Annotated in this window: 20 protein-coding genes; 4 read left to right on the plus strand and 16 right to left on the minus strand. The window is 55.1% G+C overall.

What is annotated here, in order from left to right:
* Positions 1-761: ArsB/NhaD family transporter (locus ACFSOY_RS14155; RefSeq protein WP_386047658.1), on the plus strand; the 761-nt coding region annotated here is incomplete at its 5' end.
* Positions 762-775: 14 nt separating this feature from the next.
* Entirely contained in the window at positions 776-1,201 is a 426-nt protein-coding gene (arsC, locus tag ACFSOY_RS14160; RefSeq protein WP_386047660.1) for an arsenate reductase (thioredoxin), read from the plus strand.
* A 40-nt stretch (positions 1,202-1,241) separates the two neighbouring features.
* Here arsC and ACFSOY_RS14165 read toward each other — a convergent pair whose 3' ends face one another.
* From ACFSOY_RS14165 to ACFSOY_RS14195, 7 genes are all read right to left on the minus strand, one after another.
* Positions 1,242-1,760: an arsinothricin resistance N-acetyltransferase ArsN1 family A gene (locus ACFSOY_RS14165; protein ID WP_386048344.1), complete on the minus strand. Its 519-nt coding sequence runs from the start codon at positions 1,758-1,760 to the stop codon at positions 1,242-1,244.
* Positions 1,761-1,859: 99 nt separating this feature from the next.
* On the minus strand, positions 1,860-2,183 hold the full coding sequence (locus tag ACFSOY_RS14170) for a YolD-like family protein (RefSeq protein WP_386047662.1): 324 nt from the start codon (positions 2,181-2,183) through the stop codon (positions 1,860-1,862).
* A gap of 13 nt (positions 2,184-2,196) precedes the next feature.
* Positions 2,197-3,450 carry a DNA polymerase IV gene (locus ACFSOY_RS14175; RefSeq protein WP_386047664.1) on the minus strand — a complete coding sequence of 418 codons (1,254 nt, stop codon included), beginning with the start codon at positions 3,448-3,450 and terminating at the stop codon, positions 2,197-2,199.
* Complete coding sequence (locus ACFSOY_RS21265) at positions 3,447-3,707, minus strand: YhjD family protein (RefSeq protein WP_465336548.1); 261 nt, start codon at positions 3,705-3,707, stop codon at positions 3,447-3,449. The genes ACFSOY_RS14175 and ACFSOY_RS21265 overlap by 4 nt, the downstream gene beginning before the upstream one ends.
* Positions 3,708-3,846: 139 nt before the next feature.
* Entirely contained in the window at positions 3,847-4,383 is a 537-nt protein-coding gene (locus tag ACFSOY_RS14185; RefSeq protein WP_386047668.1) for a hypothetical protein, read from the minus strand.
* 227 nt (positions 4,384-4,610) lie between these two features.
* Positions 4,611-5,891, minus strand: coding sequence for a 3-phosphoshikimate 1-carboxyvinyltransferase (gene aroA, locus ACFSOY_RS14190; RefSeq protein WP_386048346.1), 1,281 nt, complete (start codon positions 5,889-5,891; stop codon positions 4,611-4,613).
* A 187-nt stretch (positions 5,892-6,078) separates the two neighbouring features.
* The gene (locus ACFSOY_RS14195) at positions 6,079-6,267 is read right to left on the minus strand and encodes a hypothetical protein (protein ID WP_386047670.1); all 189 of its coding nucleotides are present in this window, start codon (positions 6,265-6,267) and stop codon (positions 6,079-6,081) included.
* A 72-nt stretch (positions 6,268-6,339) separates the two neighbouring features.
* Between ACFSOY_RS14195 and ACFSOY_RS14200 the strand changes: the two genes are divergently transcribed.
* Positions 6,340-8,106, plus strand: a complete 1,767-nt coding sequence (locus tag ACFSOY_RS14200; protein WP_386047672.1) for a M3 family oligoendopeptidase — start codon at positions 6,340-6,342, stop codon at positions 8,104-8,106.
* A gap of 217 nt (positions 8,107-8,323) precedes the next feature.
* Here the strand turns inward: ACFSOY_RS14200 and ACFSOY_RS14205 are convergent, their stop codons facing one another.
* From ACFSOY_RS14205 to ACFSOY_RS14220, 4 genes are all read right to left on the minus strand, one after another.
* Positions 8,324-9,469 carry a Ger(x)C family spore germination protein gene (locus ACFSOY_RS14205; RefSeq protein ID WP_386047674.1) on the minus strand — a complete coding sequence of 382 codons (1,146 nt, stop codon included), beginning with the start codon at positions 9,467-9,469 and terminating at the stop codon, positions 8,324-8,326.
* Positions 9,466-10,854: a spore germination protein gene (locus tag ACFSOY_RS14210; protein WP_386047675.1), complete on the minus strand. Its 1,389-nt coding sequence runs from the start codon at positions 10,852-10,854 to the stop codon at positions 9,466-9,468. Before ACFSOY_RS14210 ends, ACFSOY_RS14205 begins: the two co-directional genes overlap by 4 nt.
* Entirely contained in the window at positions 10,841-11,947 is a 1,107-nt protein-coding gene (locus tag ACFSOY_RS14215; RefSeq protein ID WP_386047677.1) for a GerAB/ArcD/ProY family transporter, read from the minus strand. Before ACFSOY_RS14215 ends, ACFSOY_RS14210 begins: the two co-directional genes overlap by 14 nt.
* Positions 11,948-12,186: 239 nt before the next feature.
* Entirely contained in the window at positions 12,187-12,447 is a 261-nt protein-coding gene (locus ACFSOY_RS14220; RefSeq protein ID WP_386047679.1) for a hypothetical protein, read from the minus strand.
* A 259-nt stretch (positions 12,448-12,706) separates the two neighbouring features.
* Here ACFSOY_RS14220 and ACFSOY_RS14225 point away from each other — a divergent pair, with 259 nt between their 5' ends.
* Entirely contained in the window at positions 12,707-12,961 is a 255-nt protein-coding gene (locus tag ACFSOY_RS14225) for a hypothetical protein (RefSeq protein WP_386047681.1), read from the plus strand.
* A 283-nt stretch (positions 12,962-13,244) separates the two neighbouring features.
* On the opposite strand, the gene trpA is transcribed toward ACFSOY_RS14225, so the two are convergent.
* The 5 genes from trpA to trpD are packed head-to-tail and all read right to left on the minus strand — an operon-like array spanning position 13,245 to position 17,732.
* Positions 13,245-14,081, minus strand: a complete 837-nt coding sequence (trpA, locus tag ACFSOY_RS14230; protein ID WP_386047683.1) for a tryptophan synthase subunit alpha — start codon at positions 14,079-14,081, stop codon at positions 13,245-13,247.
* On the minus strand, positions 14,078-15,277 hold the full coding sequence (gene trpB / locus ACFSOY_RS14235; protein WP_386047685.1) for a tryptophan synthase subunit beta: 1,200 nt from the start codon (positions 15,275-15,277) through the stop codon (positions 14,078-14,080). Before trpB ends, trpA begins: the two co-directional genes overlap by 4 nt.
* A complete protein-coding gene (locus tag ACFSOY_RS14240; protein ID WP_386047686.1) occupies positions 15,274-15,897 on the minus strand; it encodes a phosphoribosylanthranilate isomerase in 624 nt (207 codons plus the stop codon). The genes trpB and ACFSOY_RS14240 overlap by 4 nt, the downstream gene beginning before the upstream one ends.
* The gene (trpC, locus tag ACFSOY_RS14245; RefSeq protein WP_386047688.1) at positions 15,894-16,694 is read right to left on the minus strand and encodes an indole-3-glycerol phosphate synthase TrpC; all 801 of its coding nucleotides are present in this window, start codon (positions 16,692-16,694) and stop codon (positions 15,894-15,896) included. The genes ACFSOY_RS14240 and trpC overlap by 4 nt, the downstream gene beginning before the upstream one ends.
* On the minus strand, positions 16,695-17,732 hold the full coding sequence (trpD, locus tag ACFSOY_RS14250) for an anthranilate phosphoribosyltransferase (RefSeq protein ID WP_386047690.1): 1,038 nt from the start codon (positions 17,730-17,732) through the stop codon (positions 16,695-16,697).
* Between the last annotated feature and the right edge of the window lie 260 nt (positions 17,733-17,992).

Consider the following 17,992-nt stretch of genomic DNA (forward strand, 5'->3'; position numbering starts at 1 on the left):
CAGCTCACTTCGAGGAAAAAACCCTTATATATCAAGCCTTTTTCTCAATAGTTTACCTTTTCTTCCGCAATGACATCCCGAAAACGTATGACTTGGCTCATTTGAAACAACCGCAGGAAGCCATTAAAGACCTGAAGCTGTTCCGCCTGTCATGGGTCATCTTAGGCGTGCTGTTAGCAGGCTACCTCTTCAGTGAAGCTTTCGGCATCCCAGTCTCAATCGTTGCAGGTGTTGCGGCTCTGATCTTCTTGCTCGCAGCTCGCCAAAGCCAAGCCATCGAGACGATGCGCATTGTAAAAGATGCTCCCTGGACGGTCGTGATCTTCTCGATTGGCATGTACGTTGTGGTTTACGGACTCCGCAACGTGGGTCTAACAGATCTTCTGGCAGTGGTTGTTCAAGCTGCTGCTGACCGCGGATTGTTCGCCGCCACGATCGGAATGGGATTCTTGTCCGCAGCTTTGTCTTCCATCATGAACAATATGCCGACCGTGATGATCAATGCTTTAGCGATCGATGGGATCACCACGACTGGCATCATCAAAGAAACTTTGATTTATGCGAATGTCATCGGGTCCGACTTAGGGCCGAAGATCACCCCGATCGGCTCACTCGCAACCTTGTTGTGGCTGCACGTCTTGTCCCGCAAAGGTGTTGTGATCACCTGGGGGCAATATTTCCGAACTGGTATTGTGTTGACCATTCCGACGCTCTTCATCACGCTCATCGGTTTATACTTCTGGTTGACTCTCATTCAGTAAAGGTAGGGGATCATATGTCAACTTCTAAGAAAACCATCTATTTTCTTTGTACGGGGAACTCTTGCCGCAGCCAGATTGCAGAAGGTTTTGGAAAGAAATATCTGGGTGACAGATACGAGGTTCGCAGCGCAGGCATCGAGGCACATGGTCTGAACCCGAATGCTGTCAAAACGATGGCAGAGAAAGGGATCGATATCTCGAACCAGACTTCGGACACCATCGATCCAGAAGTAGTCAAACGATCAGCTTTCCTGATCACTCTTTGCGGCGATGCCAGTGATAAGTGCCCGATCACGCCTCCGAATGTGACCCGGTTCCATTGGGGCTTTGACGATCCAGCCAAGGCAACAGGAACGGAAGCAGAAAAATGGGCCGTCTTCCAACGCGTACGTGACGAGATTGAGGAACGCATCATCCGATTTGCTAAACATGGTGAATAACGATAGGAAAAGGCCCTCGCCATGAGGACCTTTTTTGATCTTATGAATCAGTGTTGAGCAATTTCTCCATCGCCACGACATCTACAAACTTGCCTTCGAGTACTCCTTGGTTATGAAATACTCCCACCTCACGAAAGCCAGCCTTGCGATAAAGACCTTGGCCAAGACCATTGAAAGGGAAGGTGAAAAGAACGAGTTTATGAAATTCGTTTTCTTGAGCTGTCTGCTCAAGTTCCTGTAACAGCTTTTGTCCGATTCCACGACCACGATGTTCCCGATCGATATATACAGAGAGATCACCAACTCCTCTGTATGCGGTACGGCTATTGTATGGGTTTACTGACGCCCACCCAACAACTATACCTTTCACCTCGGCAACTAGAACAAAGTAACGTCCTTGCCTAGTTTCAAACCAGGATTCCATGTACGCTAAATCCTTCGGTTGGATTTCCAGAGTCGCGATACGATCTTCGATTCCTTGGTTATAGATTACAAGGATTGATTTCAAGTCGGTTACTCGGGCTTTGCGAATGAGTATCAAAGTGGCCACCTCAATCATGGAAGTATAAATTTTCAACTTAATTTTATACAGAGCTATCAAATTTGCTCAATGCTTTCGCTTCTTACAAGCTGTTATTTCACCAAACAGTTCGCCCCGTTATTCGCAAGCAATGATGTTCAGCACTTTGCTCATCTCGATCCGATCCACTCCTTCTGCTGTCTGCAGAAAGAGCCCACCGTTTCTCGTCGAAGGCACGCCGATCAGCACTCGGTCTTCCAGCGGGTGAAACAGGGAGACAGCGACTGGCAGCTGATATTCTAAAGCTTCTTGCAGCACATACTCCATCTCGCTCCAAGCGTCTTCAGACACGACCGGCATCTTTCTTCTCCTCGCCGCCACCGCCTCGCGCTTCATCACCTCCCGATGCTCGGGCAGCACCAACCGCATCGCTTCAAAAATGTTGCCATCCACAATTCGCATCCGAAATCCCCCTTTACATGTAGTGACCGCCGATTTTCTTGCTCCGCTCAAGCAGTTGCCCCGCCTGTTTCAAGCTGGCCGCGCGCATGATGCTCGTTTCGCCAAACTTCGTCTTGATCTCATCTACCGTGCGGGTCAACTCCCTCTGCTTCGTCAGATCTTCAAACAGATCTAACTGCAGCGTGTTCGAGTGGCGCAGCAGTTCGAGCGAGACGGTGACCGCCCGCACCCCGCTCTTATCCCACCAGCGGTCGAAAAGCCACATCAGGTGGGGATATAAATCTTTCGGTTGATCGGTGAGCGCGGTCAGCGTCTTCGCTTTGGAGAAGCCGCCTTTCAGCTTTTCATAGGTGAGGCAGAGCCCGATCCGCCGCCCTTTCTGCCCTTGATCTCTCGTGCGACGACACACTTCATCCAAAAGCTCGCGGATCACGACTGCCACCTCGTCGCGCTTGTAAAAATCTCGCGGCAGTGTCGTCCGGTGCGAGATCCCCTTGTGCGGCGCGTCGTACGAATCAGGGTTGATCAGCGAGTGATCCTGTCCGTGGCTCCAGCGATGAATCACGATCCCCCACACGCCAAACTTGTGCTGCAAATCATAGAGCGGAATCTGCGCGACATCCCCGATCGTCCTCGCCCCAAAGAAATCATGGAGCACCTGCGCCCGCTTCTTCAGCCCCCACATCTCGAAAACGGAGAGCGGGTGCAGTTTTGTCTCGATGTCCTCTTCTGTCCACCAGACAACGCCAGAAGGGTCTTTTTTGGCCAGCTTGTTCGTCATTTTGGCCAGCCACTTGTTCGGGGCAAGGCCGATGCGACACCTGATCCGAAACAGATCCCAGATCGTCCCTTTCAGCTCTTGTGCCGCAGCCACTGGGTCGGTGAACAGTTGGGAAGGATAAGGAAAAGCAAAAAACGCCTCATCGACCGAAAACTGTTCATAGAGCGGAAACATGTCTTGCACCACCTGTTGGATGCGGGCGCTCGTTTCCAAATACAGTTGCATCCGCGGTTTGACCACGACCAAGCGGTTGGCGATCCCGAGCGCCTCGCCAAGGCGCATCGCATTTTCGACCCCTTGCGCTTTTGCTGTCGGCGTCGCCGCCAGAATGATCCCCGACCTCCGCTCCGGGTCTCCTGCCACGACGAGCGGTGGATCGCTCAAGCTGTCTTGCTCCCTCCGGTGGCACGCATATTCGGGACGCGCGGCCACTTCACAAGAAGCGTAAAAACTTTGCATGTCGATCAGGCCATAGATCAGCTTCATTGCCGCTCAGCTCCCAGATGGTAGCACCCCAGAATGCCCTGTTGCTCCGCATCGAGCATCGGTCGCATGAAGTACACTTTGCGCCGATACTCGTTCTCTGTAAACAGGACAAAAATATCGTGATCTCGCTCTTCTCGTTCCAACAGAAGCAAGTTCCTTTCGCGAAGTTCACTTCTCAAGTTTTTCGTTTCGTCCCGTAGCTGCTCTTCTAACTTCTCGAGGAGAATCACCTTGTGAATCAGAGTGATCGAGCACATCTTTCTCCACCACCTCGAACATATGTTCTGTATTCTTTAAAGTATACTCGAACACTCAAGCGTTATGCAAAGCAAAAATGTACCATATCGACAGATATGGTACAGTGGAATTTATATATGATCAGTTCCATATTTAACATCACTTTAAGCGACCTTTGACCCGAAGCTGTTGGAAATCCACGCCCTGCACATTTTCATGACGCTGATCATCATGGAAGAGAAACACGCCGAGCAGATAGCAACCGGCCATCGCCAGCAGCGCCACACCGTCCACCCATTGGCCATAGAAGCCGACCAAGTTCATCGGATGTGAGAACATCGACAGCCAACCGGAAAAAAAGAGGAGCAGATGGGTGTCCCAGGCGGCGCCGTTCCCCCATTTGTACAAGAGGAACAGAGCGGCCGGGCCGTGGACGAAGCTCATGTACAGGAGCGCATCCGCAAGCGGTCGATCGTGGGAAAAAAAGCGCGCTTGATAGTAGCCGACCATCCCCATCGAAAGCGCCAAGGCGGTGCCGAGCACGATCGTGGACACGTCGAGCACGACCATCGCCAAAGCGGAGGTGCCGAGGAACGTCCAGATCAGAAAGGGCACCAGCAAGATCTTTATTAAGATAAACAGGATGATCACAACCTGAGCGGTCACCGTGTGATAAAACAGTTTCAGATTTCTCACGCGAAAGCCCCCTTGCGTGGCACTTGTTCACCTTCATTCTATTCGGCGCTTGGCCACAAAAGACGTACAATCTTTGCGCGCTGCTGCTGATCATCGAGAAATCGCTTTCAAACAAAAAAAGACCTGCTCCCGAACTGGAGCAGGCAAACTATGATAGGAGTGGAGAGAAACCAGAACTAAAGCTTCTTGGCAACATCATACTCGACCCCATAGAGGTTGTCAAGCAATTATCTGATATTTTGCACTAGTTCGGCAAAACCAGGAAACGACACGTCGACCGACTCCCAGTCGCAAATGGTCACCGGGCTGTCTGCCGCGAGTGCCGCGACCGCCATCGCCATCGCGATGCGGTGGTCATGGTGCGTCTGCACCACCGCGCCGCCTCGCAGCTTGGTGCGACCGACGATGCGAAGGCCATCCTCCAGCTCTTCCACCTGCGCGCCAAACTTGCGCAGTTCGGCGGCGGTGGTGGCGATACGGTTGGACTCTTTGACCTTCAGTTCCTTCGCATCGCGAATCTCCGTCACGCCTTCCGCCTGCGTGGCGGCCACGGCGAGCACTGGAATCTCATCGATCAGGCGAGGGATCAGCGTGCCGCACACGGTGATCCCTCGCAATGCTCCCGCTTGCACGCGGAGATCGGCGATCGGTTCGCCGCCCGAGAGGCGCTCGTTCGACAGCTCGATGTTCGCCCCCATCTCGCGCAACACCTCCAAGATGCCGGCGCGCGTCGGGTTGATGCCCACACCGCGCAGCGTCAGATCGGAGCCTGGCAAGATCGCAGCGGCGACCAGCAGAAAAGCGGCCGACGAGAGATCGCCTGGCACTTCGATCTCGGTCGCAACGAGCGATGAGCCGCCGCGGACGGCGGTGTAGCCATCCTCTTCGACAACCGGAACGCCAAAAGCTCGCAACATCCGCTCCGTGTGGTCACGAGACTGCTCCGGCTCTTTGACGCCTGTCGTGCCGTCCGCAAACAGGCCAGCCAAAAGGATCGCCGACTTGACTTGCGCGCTGCCGACCGGTGAAACGTATTTCATGCCTTGCAGCCCGCCACCGCGCACCGACAGCGGAGCGAGCTTGCCGCCCGCTCTGCCATCGATCTTTGCGCCCATCTCCTGAAGCGGGTTGGTGACACGCCCCATCGGGCGACGTCTGATCGATTCATCTCCCGTCAGCGTGCTGTGAAAAGGCTGACCTGCCAAAATGCCGAGGATCAGGCGTGCGGTCGTGCCCGAATTGCCGACATCGAGCACATCGTCAGGCTCGCGCAACCCGTGCAATCCAACTCCGTTCACCCGCAGCTCTGTCGCCGATACCTGCTCCACCTGTACGCCCATCTTGCGAAAACAATCGATCGTGCTCAAACAGTCCGCGCCTGGCAAAAAGCCGCGCACAGAAGTCACGCCCTCTGCCAACGCCCCAAACATCACCGCCCGGTGCGAGATCGACTTATCCCCCGGAATTGTCACGGCGCCTCGCACTCGCTCCGCCGGTTGAATCACCATATCCATCGTCTGTTGCCTCCTCTGTCCTTCCTGTCGAAAAACGAAACAACTTTTGAAAGGCGCTCCATCTCAGCTCGATCTTTCAGCTCATCTCTGCTCAAAAGCGGCAACGTTTCTTCATCTCTTATCTTACCATTCCTATCGGTTGCTCACCATCGATCGTCGTTCTTTTTTGAATCGTTGATCGTCAAAAAGCGAGCCCGTCCTTTTCCGCCCAAACAGCGGCGACCTGCACGAGCGTGCCGCTCTGTTCCACCTCACACGTGGAGCTGAACACCTGCAGATCTTCCTGCAACGCGCACAGATGCAGTTCGCTGTACAATGACGCAGCTTGCGAGATGCGATTGCGAGTGTGCACTTGTAACATTTTCGTCATACCTACTTTCTCCCGATTCAAGCTGACCTGTTCCAATTGGTATATGCTTGAAATGAGAGAGGGGCTGATTTCATGCACATAGAATTGTCTCAAAATTGGAACTTAGATGACATCTTCTCCGGCGGCAAGGACTCAAAAGAGCTTGCCGAAGAACTTGCCAGCCTGCATGACCTGCTGTCCGAGACGGTCGTTGTCTATCAAGATTCGACTCAGCTGAAAGCATTGATTATAAGCTTGCAGGAGCTGGGCAGTCGATTGACCGAGTGTGACATGTTTGTGTACTGCCTGTCCTATGAGCACCGTGGGGATGCCCAGGTGCAGGCACTGCAAGGCAAAGTCGCCAAATTGCGTGCCTTGCATCAGGCGCTGATGATCCGATTGGAGCAGCAATTGGCTTTGGTGCCGCAGCGCGAATGGGAAGATCTGTTGCTCGATGGGGAGCTCACTTCGATCGGGCTTTATTTGGATGAGCGCCGCGAGCGGGTAAACGTGCGCTTGAGCGGAGAACAGGAACTGCTGGTCAACGAGCTGTCGGCCGACGGGTATCACGCGTGGGCGGGCTTGTATCGCGCGCTGCAAAATCGACTTCGCGTGCCGTTCGAGCTGGACGGTGAGCAGCAGGAACTGTCGACAGGCCAGATCTGGGGGATGCTCAGCCATAAAGACCGCGATGTGCGCATGCGCATGTTAAATGCGCTGGAAGAGAAGCTGAAAGGAGAAGAAGAGCTGTTCGCAGCAGCGCTCAACCACCTGGCCGGTTTCCGCCTCGCGCTGTACGGCAGACGAGGCTGGGACTCGGTGCTGCAGGAGCCGCTCTTTCACAACCGGCTCTCGCAAGCGACGCTCGATGCGATGTTCAAAGCGGTGGAGCAAAATCGCCATCGCCTGACGCCCTTTTTGCAGCGCAAGGGGGAGTTGCTCGGCTTGGAGGATCTGATCATGCCAGACAGCGGCGCCCCGTTTTCTGCCGCAACGTCAGACATTCCGTTCGATCAGGCTGCCGCGTTGATCGTCGAGCAGTTCGGCGCCTTCTCGCCGCAGATGGCCGATTTTGCGAAAGCCTGTTTTCAAAGCGGGTGGGTAGAAGCGGAAAGCAGACCGGATAAAGGCGCAGGCGGCTTTTGCACCCCGTTTTTCCGCCGCCGCCAGTCGCGCGTGTACATGAACTATCGCGGGCGAGCGTCAGACATGCTCGTGCTCGCACATGAGCTAGGTCACGGCTACCACAACGACGTGCTGAACGGGCTGCCCGCTTTTGCCCAGGACTATCCGATGTCGCTGGCGGAGACGGCGTCCACCTTTGCCGAGCTGATCGTGATGGATGCGGCGATCGAACGAGCGGAGTCACAGGAGATTCAAGCTGCGATGTTAGCCGACAAGCTCGGACGAGGGATCATGTTGGTGCTCGGCGTGTACGGCGCGTATCGATTTGAGCGCACTTTTTATGAAGAGCGGAAAAAGGGCATCGTGCAGGCAGCCCGGCTGTCGGAGCTGATGGTCGAGTCGCAGCGCCACGCGCATGACGGGGTGTACGACCGCTATCATCCCTACCAATGGATTTTGCAGCCCCACTTCTATATGACAGACAACCCGTTTTACAATTTCCCCTACACGTTTGGCTATCTGTTTTCGATGGGGCTTTATGCGCAGGCGAAAAAGACGGGCGCGAGCGATTTTGACCAAAAGTATCGGCAGTTGCTCCGCGATACGGGCAGCATGACGGCCGAACGAGTCGCACAGACACATCTTGGCGTCGACTTGACACAGACAGAATTTTGGCAAGCGGCGATCGAACTGATGGTAGCAGATGTGGAGCGATTTTTGCGACTTACGAAGTAGTAAAAGGTCAGCCAGCCCTGCTGGTTGACCTTTTACGCGCTTCCCGCTCATCATCGCCCGATCCGCTTCAAGAACGCAAGCGCATTCCCCCCTGTTGGGCTGGCAAGGATCGAACCGCTCATCTACGCAGTCGGTGATCAGAGTGGCCTCCGCTTGCATGAGTTCATTTCAATACTTGCTTGCCAAGCTGACGATTTCGTTCACCTGTCCGGTTCGATCAACGCAATTTCAGCTTACCCGAGTGCAGGAGGTTGACGTCTACCTCGATCGGTCCGAGCATATCTTCTCTCACTTTGCTCTTCACTTGATGAAACGTGCGCTTCCATAGCTCATTTTGTTGGTGATACACATACCCTTCCCAACCCAGCACATCAATCCCTCGCTGGAGACCGTTCGTGAAGGTGGCGCGCACCTCTTCTGCTATTTTGCGATCCACCAGCGACTTCAAAGGAGTTTCCGAAATGTGATCCGCTTTCTCTCCCACGTAGATCCTTGCCTTGATTCGGTAGTGCAAGACCGGCTTGCCTCCCTGATCAGAAACGTGCGTGCGGACCGTGAGCTTCTCCACCGAGAGCACCGCCAGCACCTTCCCTTTTTCGTCGCGGATCAGCAAGGGCGAGCGCACCGTTTCGTTCGTCGTCCAGCGATATCCCTCGATTTCCTTGTCGGTCAGCACCCCGACGTATTTGGTCTGATGTATGGCGAGCGCTCCTTTGATCTCAAGAAGCGGATGCGCCTTCTTCCCTTCTTTCCAAGAGCTGCGATTGATCGTGAGCATTGGCACGAGCAGCGTATCGGCTGGGCTCCAATACCGCATGACAAAATCCTTCATCGTGATCGGTGGAATTTTGGAATGCTGCTGATAGATATCCATCGGTTCATGAAGAAGCGAGAGCAGCGGAGAGAGATTAAACAGAGGAGTCGCAGTCAGCAGTTCCTGCAGGTCCGCTTTCGTACCGTACACCCACGGCGTATAGCGAAACTCCCGAAAGCGATTCACCGAATCGAGCAAAGAGGTCACGCCTTGCCTAAATGCTCTTTCTGACAGCACGATCACCGTCGTGTGGCTGAGCGACAAACGCTCCTGCGCGCTATCGTATAGCTCGTTCATCGCCAGATCCACCGTGGCGCCATCCCCTTTTCCGATCCAGACCGGCATCTCTTGCTGTGGCTTTCCCGACTCCTGTTTGGCAACCGTTGAAAAATCTAACAACTGCGCATAAACCCTGTACGTTCCCTGCTCATAATCCACGCCGAGCGCCGTCACATAATGAATATCCTGTACCACCTTCTGATCCCAGCAGCCCGTCATCTGCAGCGAGAGCAGGATCACCAGCAGCAGACGCAAGACTGCTGCCCTCATCCTTTGTTGCCTCCTTTACGCTGTTGCTCCGAAACGAAGGCGGGATGGTCTTTCGCATAGCGGCGAGGCTTCTTTAACGCAGCGGAGATCAGCTGTTTCGGTTGGAGCGGCGCAAACGGCGATAAATACGGGACACCGTAGGAATGCAAGCAACAGAGATAGAGAATGATGCCAAAAACTGCAATAAAAAAGCCGAAGAACCCGACAAACGCCGCAAAGCCCATGACGATGAATCGCAACAGAGTGACCGTCCCGTTCAGCGATGGATTGACCAAAGTAAACGTGGCAACCGCTGAGAGAGCCGAGATGACGAGCATGCTCGGCGAGGTCAGACCTGCGCGAATCGCCGCATCGCCGACGATCAATCCACCGACGACAGCCACCGTTTGACCGATCACCGAAGGCAACCGCATCCCTGCCTCACGAAACAACTCAAACATCAACTGCATGAAAAATGCCTCAAACACAGTGGACATTGGCAACCCAAGCCTGGAGAGAGTTACCGTTGCGAGCATGGGCATCGGCAATTGTTCAGGATGATATGCAGCTAGCGCGATCCAAAAGCCTGGCACAAAGATTGACATCGCAAGCCCGACATATCGCAAAAAGCGCCCTAGTGCGGCAATGAAATACGGATTGTACTCATCCTCTGGCGATTTCAATTGCAGCGCCAGCGTTGCCGGCGCGATGACACCGCTCGGCACTCCATCCATCATCACGATAAAACGGCCATTGGCGAGACAAAACATGGCATAGTCAGGACGCGTTGTCGTTTCCACCAACGGGAACCACGACTCAGAATAACCGCCCAACGCCTCTTCCAAGAATCCGATCGAGCTCACATCGGTCCGAATCGCGATGAGCCTCTTGCGCGCTTCCTCGATGATTTCCGGCTTGGCAAGGTTTTTCATGTACAGCAAAGCGACCTCCGTTTGCGAGAGATCGCCGATCGTCATCTTTTCACAGCACAGCTTGTTGGTGCGCAATCGCTTGCGAACCAGTGCAACATTGGTGGTCAGGTCCTCTGTGAACCCGTCTTTCGCTCCCTTGATCGTCACTTCCATGTTCGACTCTTCAGGTTGACGCTTCGGTGGGTTAGAAATGTCCAGCGCATAGAGCGCACCATCGTCACAGATCAAAAGCTGGCCGGCAAACACTCGTTTGATCGCTTGCTCCGCCCTGTCATCCCCATTTAACAAAATGAGGTTCAGCGCCTGAAAATGATGCTCGATGCGCGGCAGAACGAACTCGTGCAGCTGTTGGCTGTCCAGCAGCCCGGTGCAATAGAGGAGGAGAACACTTCGCTCTCCCGTCGGAAAGCGAACGGATACCACATCATCACAATCTTTGAATATGTTGAGCAACATGGTCTCATGATCTCTCACGCTCATTCGCTCCTTCGATCTTTCTCGGAAGAAATGTCAGTCCACAAACAACCAGCGATGCTACGCCCAGCGTCGTAACCACGATTGGAAAATAGAAGGTAGCCAGCCCTTCAAAAAACCGGATGTCGCTCAGTGGAATCAGGGCACAGACGATCAGCAGGACGGTGACTCCAAGCAACCAATAGGTTCGGAGCTTCTGGCGGCGGACACCTAGCAGCTCGATCGTCAGAAAATTGAGGAGCGAGATGCGGATGAACGAGCCGGACAACCACTGATAGATAGACATGAAGTCGAGATGTTCCACCTGTTTCCCAACGCGGACGAGGCGCCATTGCTCATAGGCGGGATAGCGCTGTCTAGTCGCTTCGGTCGGGCCAAACTCGGAGATCGCCCCCATCAGCGGACCGAGCGTCAAAATCAAAAAGACAAGAATCAGCAAGAGCAGGTGCATCCATTTGATTTTCGTTTGAACATGATGCTGGAACAGGTTGAGCAAGAAAAGTTCGATGAATCCGCCGATCACAAACGGAATCCCCCGCCATACCGGTCCAAAGCCATTTTCGAGGATCGGCGTCACCATGCCATAGTGTTTGTTGGGAAGATTGGCCGTCATGACGAACAGCCCCAAGAGGATGACCAGCGGAGCGATAATACCTGCCGAGAACGCGATCGCCTGAATGCCGATTCGAGAAGCCCAGAAACACAGACCTGCGAGCATGATCACAACGACAAGCGGAGGGGTGAAAGGAAGATAGGACGTCACAGTCCAAGTCACCGTATCTTTAACTGTGACCGCATTGATGGCGAACAGGCAGATCACAAGCGGAATGGTGATCAGATAGCTCACCGTCCGACCATACCGCTTCCTCAACCAATCGGGCAGCATCTGTTGGTCGGTTCGTCGCGCGATCAGATAGACCACCGGACTCCATAGAAGGATGATGCCGGTCCCCCCCAGCACGCTCAGCCACGAATCACGGCCGCTCTCGCTCAGCAGGACCGGGATCAAGATCACATGGTTCAGCAACCCCACCATCAGGATCATCATCAACGAAACGTTGAGCATCCTAAGTCCTTTTACCTGTTGTTCCAAGTCTGTATGACCTCCGTCATGAGGATTACGCATTCATATTTTTCCCAGACATTCCATATCGATGCGCGTGTGCCGTCGACATTCGCAAAAGCCCCGTCGTGACCCGCCGACCAGTTCCCAAAACTTCGTACAAATTGAAAAGTCCCACCATTCGCGAAATCATGTGTCCTGTTTTTTGCCCTCCATTTTTGCCAATAGAAAAAGCACCCGAGTTGGGTGCTCTTGAATGACAACATCTCTTAGCAGTCGCTGTAGGTTGCTTTCCAGTAAGTAGAATGCACAGTGAAATATTGCAGTCGCAGGGTTCCGCCACCATATGGCATCGTGTTCGGGACGTAATCCCACTCATCAAAATAAAGTGTGTATGTTTTGGTCGTGCATTCGGTTGAAATACTTTTCCCTGTTACATCCGTTTGCGCAGGAGTAGCAGCAGCAGTTGAGACCATAAAGCAAGTTGCCGAGAGTGCGGTTGCAAGAGCAAGTGCGACCTTCTTTTTCATTTTCAAAACCTCCAGTTCATTTATATGTTCAAATATATCTTATCAATAAATATGTTACTGTGTTTTCTTACTCTTTCATGATGGCAAAGAATAGGCTCATTTTTACATGGTTCTGCAGTCTAAACGCCTGACTCTTATTCATTTATGAATATCTGCCCTGATCATCGAGCTACATAATCACAATCGTATTGCACACCTTCACGCACGTTGATTCAAAACTATATATAATATAATAAAAATCATTACAGGAGGTATTGAGGTGAAAAAACTGGTCACAGGTGCTGTGGCGGTCGCACTCGCTTCAGTAACACTCGCCACATCATCGGCAGGTGCAGTGTCGATGACAGATGTATCTCCTCAATCACCACCTCAGAATTTCTGCGAAGAATCGCTCCTTTACTTTGAGTCCAGTCCGCCCTATTCGGTTGAGTATGCGGATAAGACTTGGATACTGGTTCCAGACCGCGCTCCCGAATTTGGCTACTGGCTCTATCGAGACGCTGCCTGCTATTAGAAATATCTGAAACGATCCACCTTGTTTCGTTCGAAGAAGCTAAAAGTCGAGAATTTTAGGAATATAAAACAAAAGACCGCCTGCCTCGATCCTCACGATCAGCAAGCGGTCTTTTCATCATGTGTTGCTTCTGGTATCAAACCCTAGTAGCAAACGGAGGACTGCTGGTCGCGAGGCAGCCGACAGAAGCACCTCACCGATCACCACGTCCGTTGGCAAAATGCCAGGGCCGTTTCTTCAACCATCGCCGCTTTTACCCATCGTCCCCCTAACCGTCGATTCCCTATGTGCTCTGCTTATGCGGATACAGAGGTGCTTTCAAGGAGGCTGCAAACTCGATCAACTCTCGCTTCCGCTCCTCGACGCCCACCGCATCGCCCGCTGCCAACGCATCGGCGATGGCAGCCGACCGTTGGACGATCGCAGAGCCTACGACCACGCCGTCTGCAAATTGACCGATGGTAGCAGCCTGCTCCGGCTTGCCCACGCCAAAGCCGACCACGACGGGCAGAGACGTCTGCGCCTGCACGCTGGCCACAAATTCGGCCAATCCATCGCTCAGCGACTCGCGGACACCGGTGACACCAAGCGCGGCGACACAATAGATAAAACCTTGTCCTGCCGCCGCGATCTTGGTGATTCGCTCCTGAGAGGTGGTCGAGACGAGCGGAATGAGATCGACGCCTGTCGCGCGGCCACAAGCGAGCGCCTCTTCACTTTCCTCCAAGGGCAGGTCTGGGATGATCACCCCGTTTGCGCCCGCCTCTTTCGCCGCTTGGAAAAACGAGCTGACACCCCACTGGAAGACCGGGTTGGCGTAGGTGAAGAGGACGAGCGAAGCGCCTACCTTCGGACGCACGCGGCGCACCAGTTCGAACACATCGGGCATGCGCGTGCCGTTGCGCAACGCGCGGAGTGAGCCCGCCTGAATCGTCGGGCCGTCTGCCAACGGATCGCTATACGGAACCCCGATCTCGATGATGTCCGCCCCTGCTCGGTCGAGTTCGACGATCAGCTCTTCGGTGATCGCAATGCTCGGGTCACCCGCTGTCAGAAACGGAATGAACGCTTTTTCCCCCGTCTGTTTCAATCGAGAAAACGTGTCGGCGATGCGCGTCATGCTTCAATCCCTCCTAACATCTGCGCCACCTGTTGCACATCTTTATCCCCGCGCCCGGAGAGCGAGATGACGAGCAGATGGTCGCTTGGCAACTGCGGCGCCAGTTTGATCGCCTGAGCGATCGCATGGGAAGATTCGAGCGCTGGAATGATGCCTTCGACGCGAGACAGCAGTTGAAACGCGTCGAGCGCCTCTTGATCGGTGATCGGCAGGTAGGTCGCACGCCCCGTGTCGGCGAGATGCGCATGTTCTGGCCCGATGCCCGGATAATCAAGACCGGCGGAGATCGAGTGTGCCGGTTGAACTTGGCCATACTCATCTTGCAACAGGTAGGTCAGCGAGCCGTGAATGATGCCGGCGCGCCCTTTGGTGATCGTCGCCGCATGCCGGTCGGTGTCCACGCCTTCACCAGCCGCCTCCACGCCGATCAAGCGCACGCTCTCCTCCTGCAAAAACGGATAAAAGATCCCCATCGCGTTTGAACCCCCGCCGACACAAGCGATGATCGTATCGGGCAGACGCCCTTCTTCCGCCAGGATCTGCTCGCGAACCTCATCGCCGATAATGCGCTGAAAGTCGCGCACCATCATCGGATAGGGATGGGGACCGACCACCGAGCCGATGATATAAAACGTGTCTTCCACATGTTCGACCCAGTGGCGAATCGCTTCGTTGGTCGCATCTTTCAGCGTGCGGGTGCCCGACTTGGCCGGGATCACCTCCGCCCCCAGCAACCGCATGCGAAACACATTGAGCTTTTGCCGCTCCATATCCTCTTCGCCCATGAACACGGTGCAGGCGAGTCCGAGCAGGGCGGAGACGGTCGCCGTCGCCACGCCGTGCTGACCTGCTCCGGTCTCGGCGATCACCCGCTTTTTCCCCGTCTTCTTCGCGAGCAGCCCATGCGCGAGGCAGTTGTTGATCTTGTGCGCACCCGTGTGGTTAAGATCTTCCCGCTTCAGGTAGATCTTCGCTCCGCCGAGATGTTGGGTCAGATTTTCCGCATAGTAAAGCGATGTTGGGCGACCCGAATACTTGTGCAGATAGGAGCTCAACTCGCGCTTGAAGTCAGGATCGTTTTTGTAGTGAGAAAAATCGCGCTCCAACTGCTGCAAAGCGTTCATCAGCGTCTCTGGAACGAACTTCCCACCAAACTTGCCAAACCGTCCTCTGATGTCTGGATTGATCGAAGTCATCGTTGTTCCCTCACTCTCTGTACAAAAGATGCGATCTTTTCTGGGTCTTTGACACCGACCGTCTCCACGCCGGATGACACGTCAACTCCGTCCGGGCGATACGTTTGAATCAGTTCCAAAACGTTGTCCGTGTGCAACCCACCTGCCACAAACAGCGGAGTCGCTTCTGCGTAGGAGCGCAACCGCGGAATCTCTTCCCAAGCGAACGAACGTCCGCTTCCGCCCCGCTCATTGTCGAGCAGGAGCGCGTCGATCTTGCCGACATAGGCGCCAAGCGCTTCGTCCCGCTCGTCACCACAGACGCTCCAAGACTTCCAGACGGCAAGCCCCGTCGTCGCTTGCAACTGCTGGCAAAACTCCGGGGTCTGATCCCCGTGCAGCTGCAAGACGTTCAATCCGGCCACCTCGGCGATCCGCCTGATCTCGTCTGCCGTCTCGTCGACAAACACGCCGACTCGTTGCGCAGCGGCTGGTAAGCCCGCCGCCAGCTCGCTCGCCAGCTCTGGCGTCACCTGCCGCTTGCTCGGCGCAAAGACGAAGCCGACATATCGGACAGCCAAGCGGCTCAATTGGTCGATCGTCTCATGCAACTGCACCCCGCACACTTTCACCTCGATCATCTGCTCACCTCGCTCGGCGCCCGCCCGAGCAGCCGGTCGACCGCAGGTGCGATCTGCGGGTCGCGCATCAGCGTTTCGCCGACGAGGATCGCCGCCGCCCCTGCCGACTTGACTTGCAACACATCCTCATAGGTGACGATGCCGCTCTCGCTGACGAGCAGCGTGCCTGCGGGCACCTGTGCAGCCAAGCGAGCGGTCGTGCCGAGGTCGACCGAAAAGTCGCGCAGATCGCGATTGTTGATGCCGATCAATGTAGCGCCTGCCGTAAGCGCTCGCCCAAGCTCCGCCTCATCGTGCACTTCGGTCAGCACATCGAGATCGAGCGACCGCGCCAAGTCCAAATATTCCCGCATCTGGTCGGTCGAAAGGATCGCAGCGATCAGCAGGATGCAATCGGCGCCGAGCAGACGCGCTTCGTAAATCTGCTTCTCATCGATGAGAAAGTCTTTGCGCAACAAGGGCAGCTCCACCGTTTCCCGCACCGAACGCAGGTAGTCAGCATGACCTTGAAAAAATTGTTTGTCGGTCAGCACAGACAGGCAGCTCGCGCCCGACTTTGCATAGAGGGAAGCGATTTTTGCTGGGTCGAAGTCGGCGCGGATGATCCCTTTGGAGGGGGACGCTTTTTTGACTTCTGCGATCAGCGCGATCGGGGAGTCGGCGCTGCGAAGCGCTTTTTCAAAACCTCGCGTCTCCGGCAGTGCTGCGATCTCCGCTTCGGCTTTCGTTCGGGAAAACGAACGCGCCAATTCGGCCACTTCTTCCCGCTTCACAGCGACGATCTTGTCGAGAATCATCTACGCCAACTCCCTTTCTGCACCCATGCTTTTTGACGCTTGCACCAGCAGGTGCAACCGATCGAGCGCCCGACCGCTGTCGATCGCTTCCTGCGCCAGCTGCACACCTTGCTCGATCGAATGGGCCATGCCTGCCACATAGAGCGTCGCTGCCGCATTCAGCACCGCGATATCGCGGGCGCCTCCCCGCTTCCCCTGCAAAATCTGCAACAAGATCGCGGCGTTCTCCTGCGCGTCACCGCCGCGAATCTCCTCGATCGAGCAGCGTGCCAAGCCGACCTCTTCCGGCGTCAGCGCAAACACGCGCACCACCTTGCCCTGCCGAACCTCGGCGATCTTGCTCGCGCCGGTGACGGTGATCTCGTCGAGCCCATCCTCACCATGCACGACCAAAGCGTGCTCTGCGCCGAGGTCAGCCAGCGCATAGGCCATCTTCTCCACAAGGTCTGCGCCAAACGTTCCGATCACCTGTCGCTTCGTTCCTGCCGGGTTGGTCAGCGGGCCGAGCACGTTGAACACCGTGCGAAATCCGAGCTCTCGGCGCGGGCCGATCGCATGTTTCATCGCCGGATGGTACAGCTGCGCGAACAGAAAGACCAACCCCACCTGCTCCAAACAAGCGGCCGCCTGCTCCGGCAGCAGGTCGATGCTGACGCCGAGCGCCTGCAAAACGTCGGCGCTCCCCGAGCGGGAGGAAACGGATCGATTGCCATGCTTGGCGATCTTCACCCCTGCTGCTGACGCAATAAACGATGCGGTGGTCGAGATGTTAAACGTTTCCGCACCGTCCCCGCCTGTGCCGCACGTATCGACCAGCCCGGTCAAGCCGGATGGAACGGGCGTCACAAACGAGCGCATCGCCGCAGCAAAACCGGTGATCTCCTCGACCGTCTCACCGCGCATGCGCAGCGCGGTCAAGAGCGCTGCGATCTGTGAGCCGGTCGCCTCTCCCGCCATGATCTGCCGCATCGTCGTCTCTGCCAACTCCCTATCTAACGTGTTGCCTCCGATCACCGTTTGAAGTGCACGTTTGATCATCTACACTCACTCCTCTCAAGCTCATCTCTGCTCATCTTGTTGCTGCCGATTGAACTGCTGTGTGAAACATCAAAAAGGCCAGAGCACAAACGCTCTGACCGTAAAGGGCAAGGAAAAATACGAAGATGGATACACCCATCCCGTACATATGAACTCCTCTCCACTCGGCTCGCCTGTGCTCCACCTAACTCTGCTCACTGACACACTACTTCGTTCAATCGCTCACATTCACTCGTCTGGAACCACTCGGTTCCCAACCT

The organism is Tumebacillus lipolyticus, assembly GCF_042682745.1.
Lineage (GTDB): Bacteria > Bacillota > Bacilli > Tumebacillales > Tumebacillaceae > Tumebacillus_A > Tumebacillus_A lipolyticus.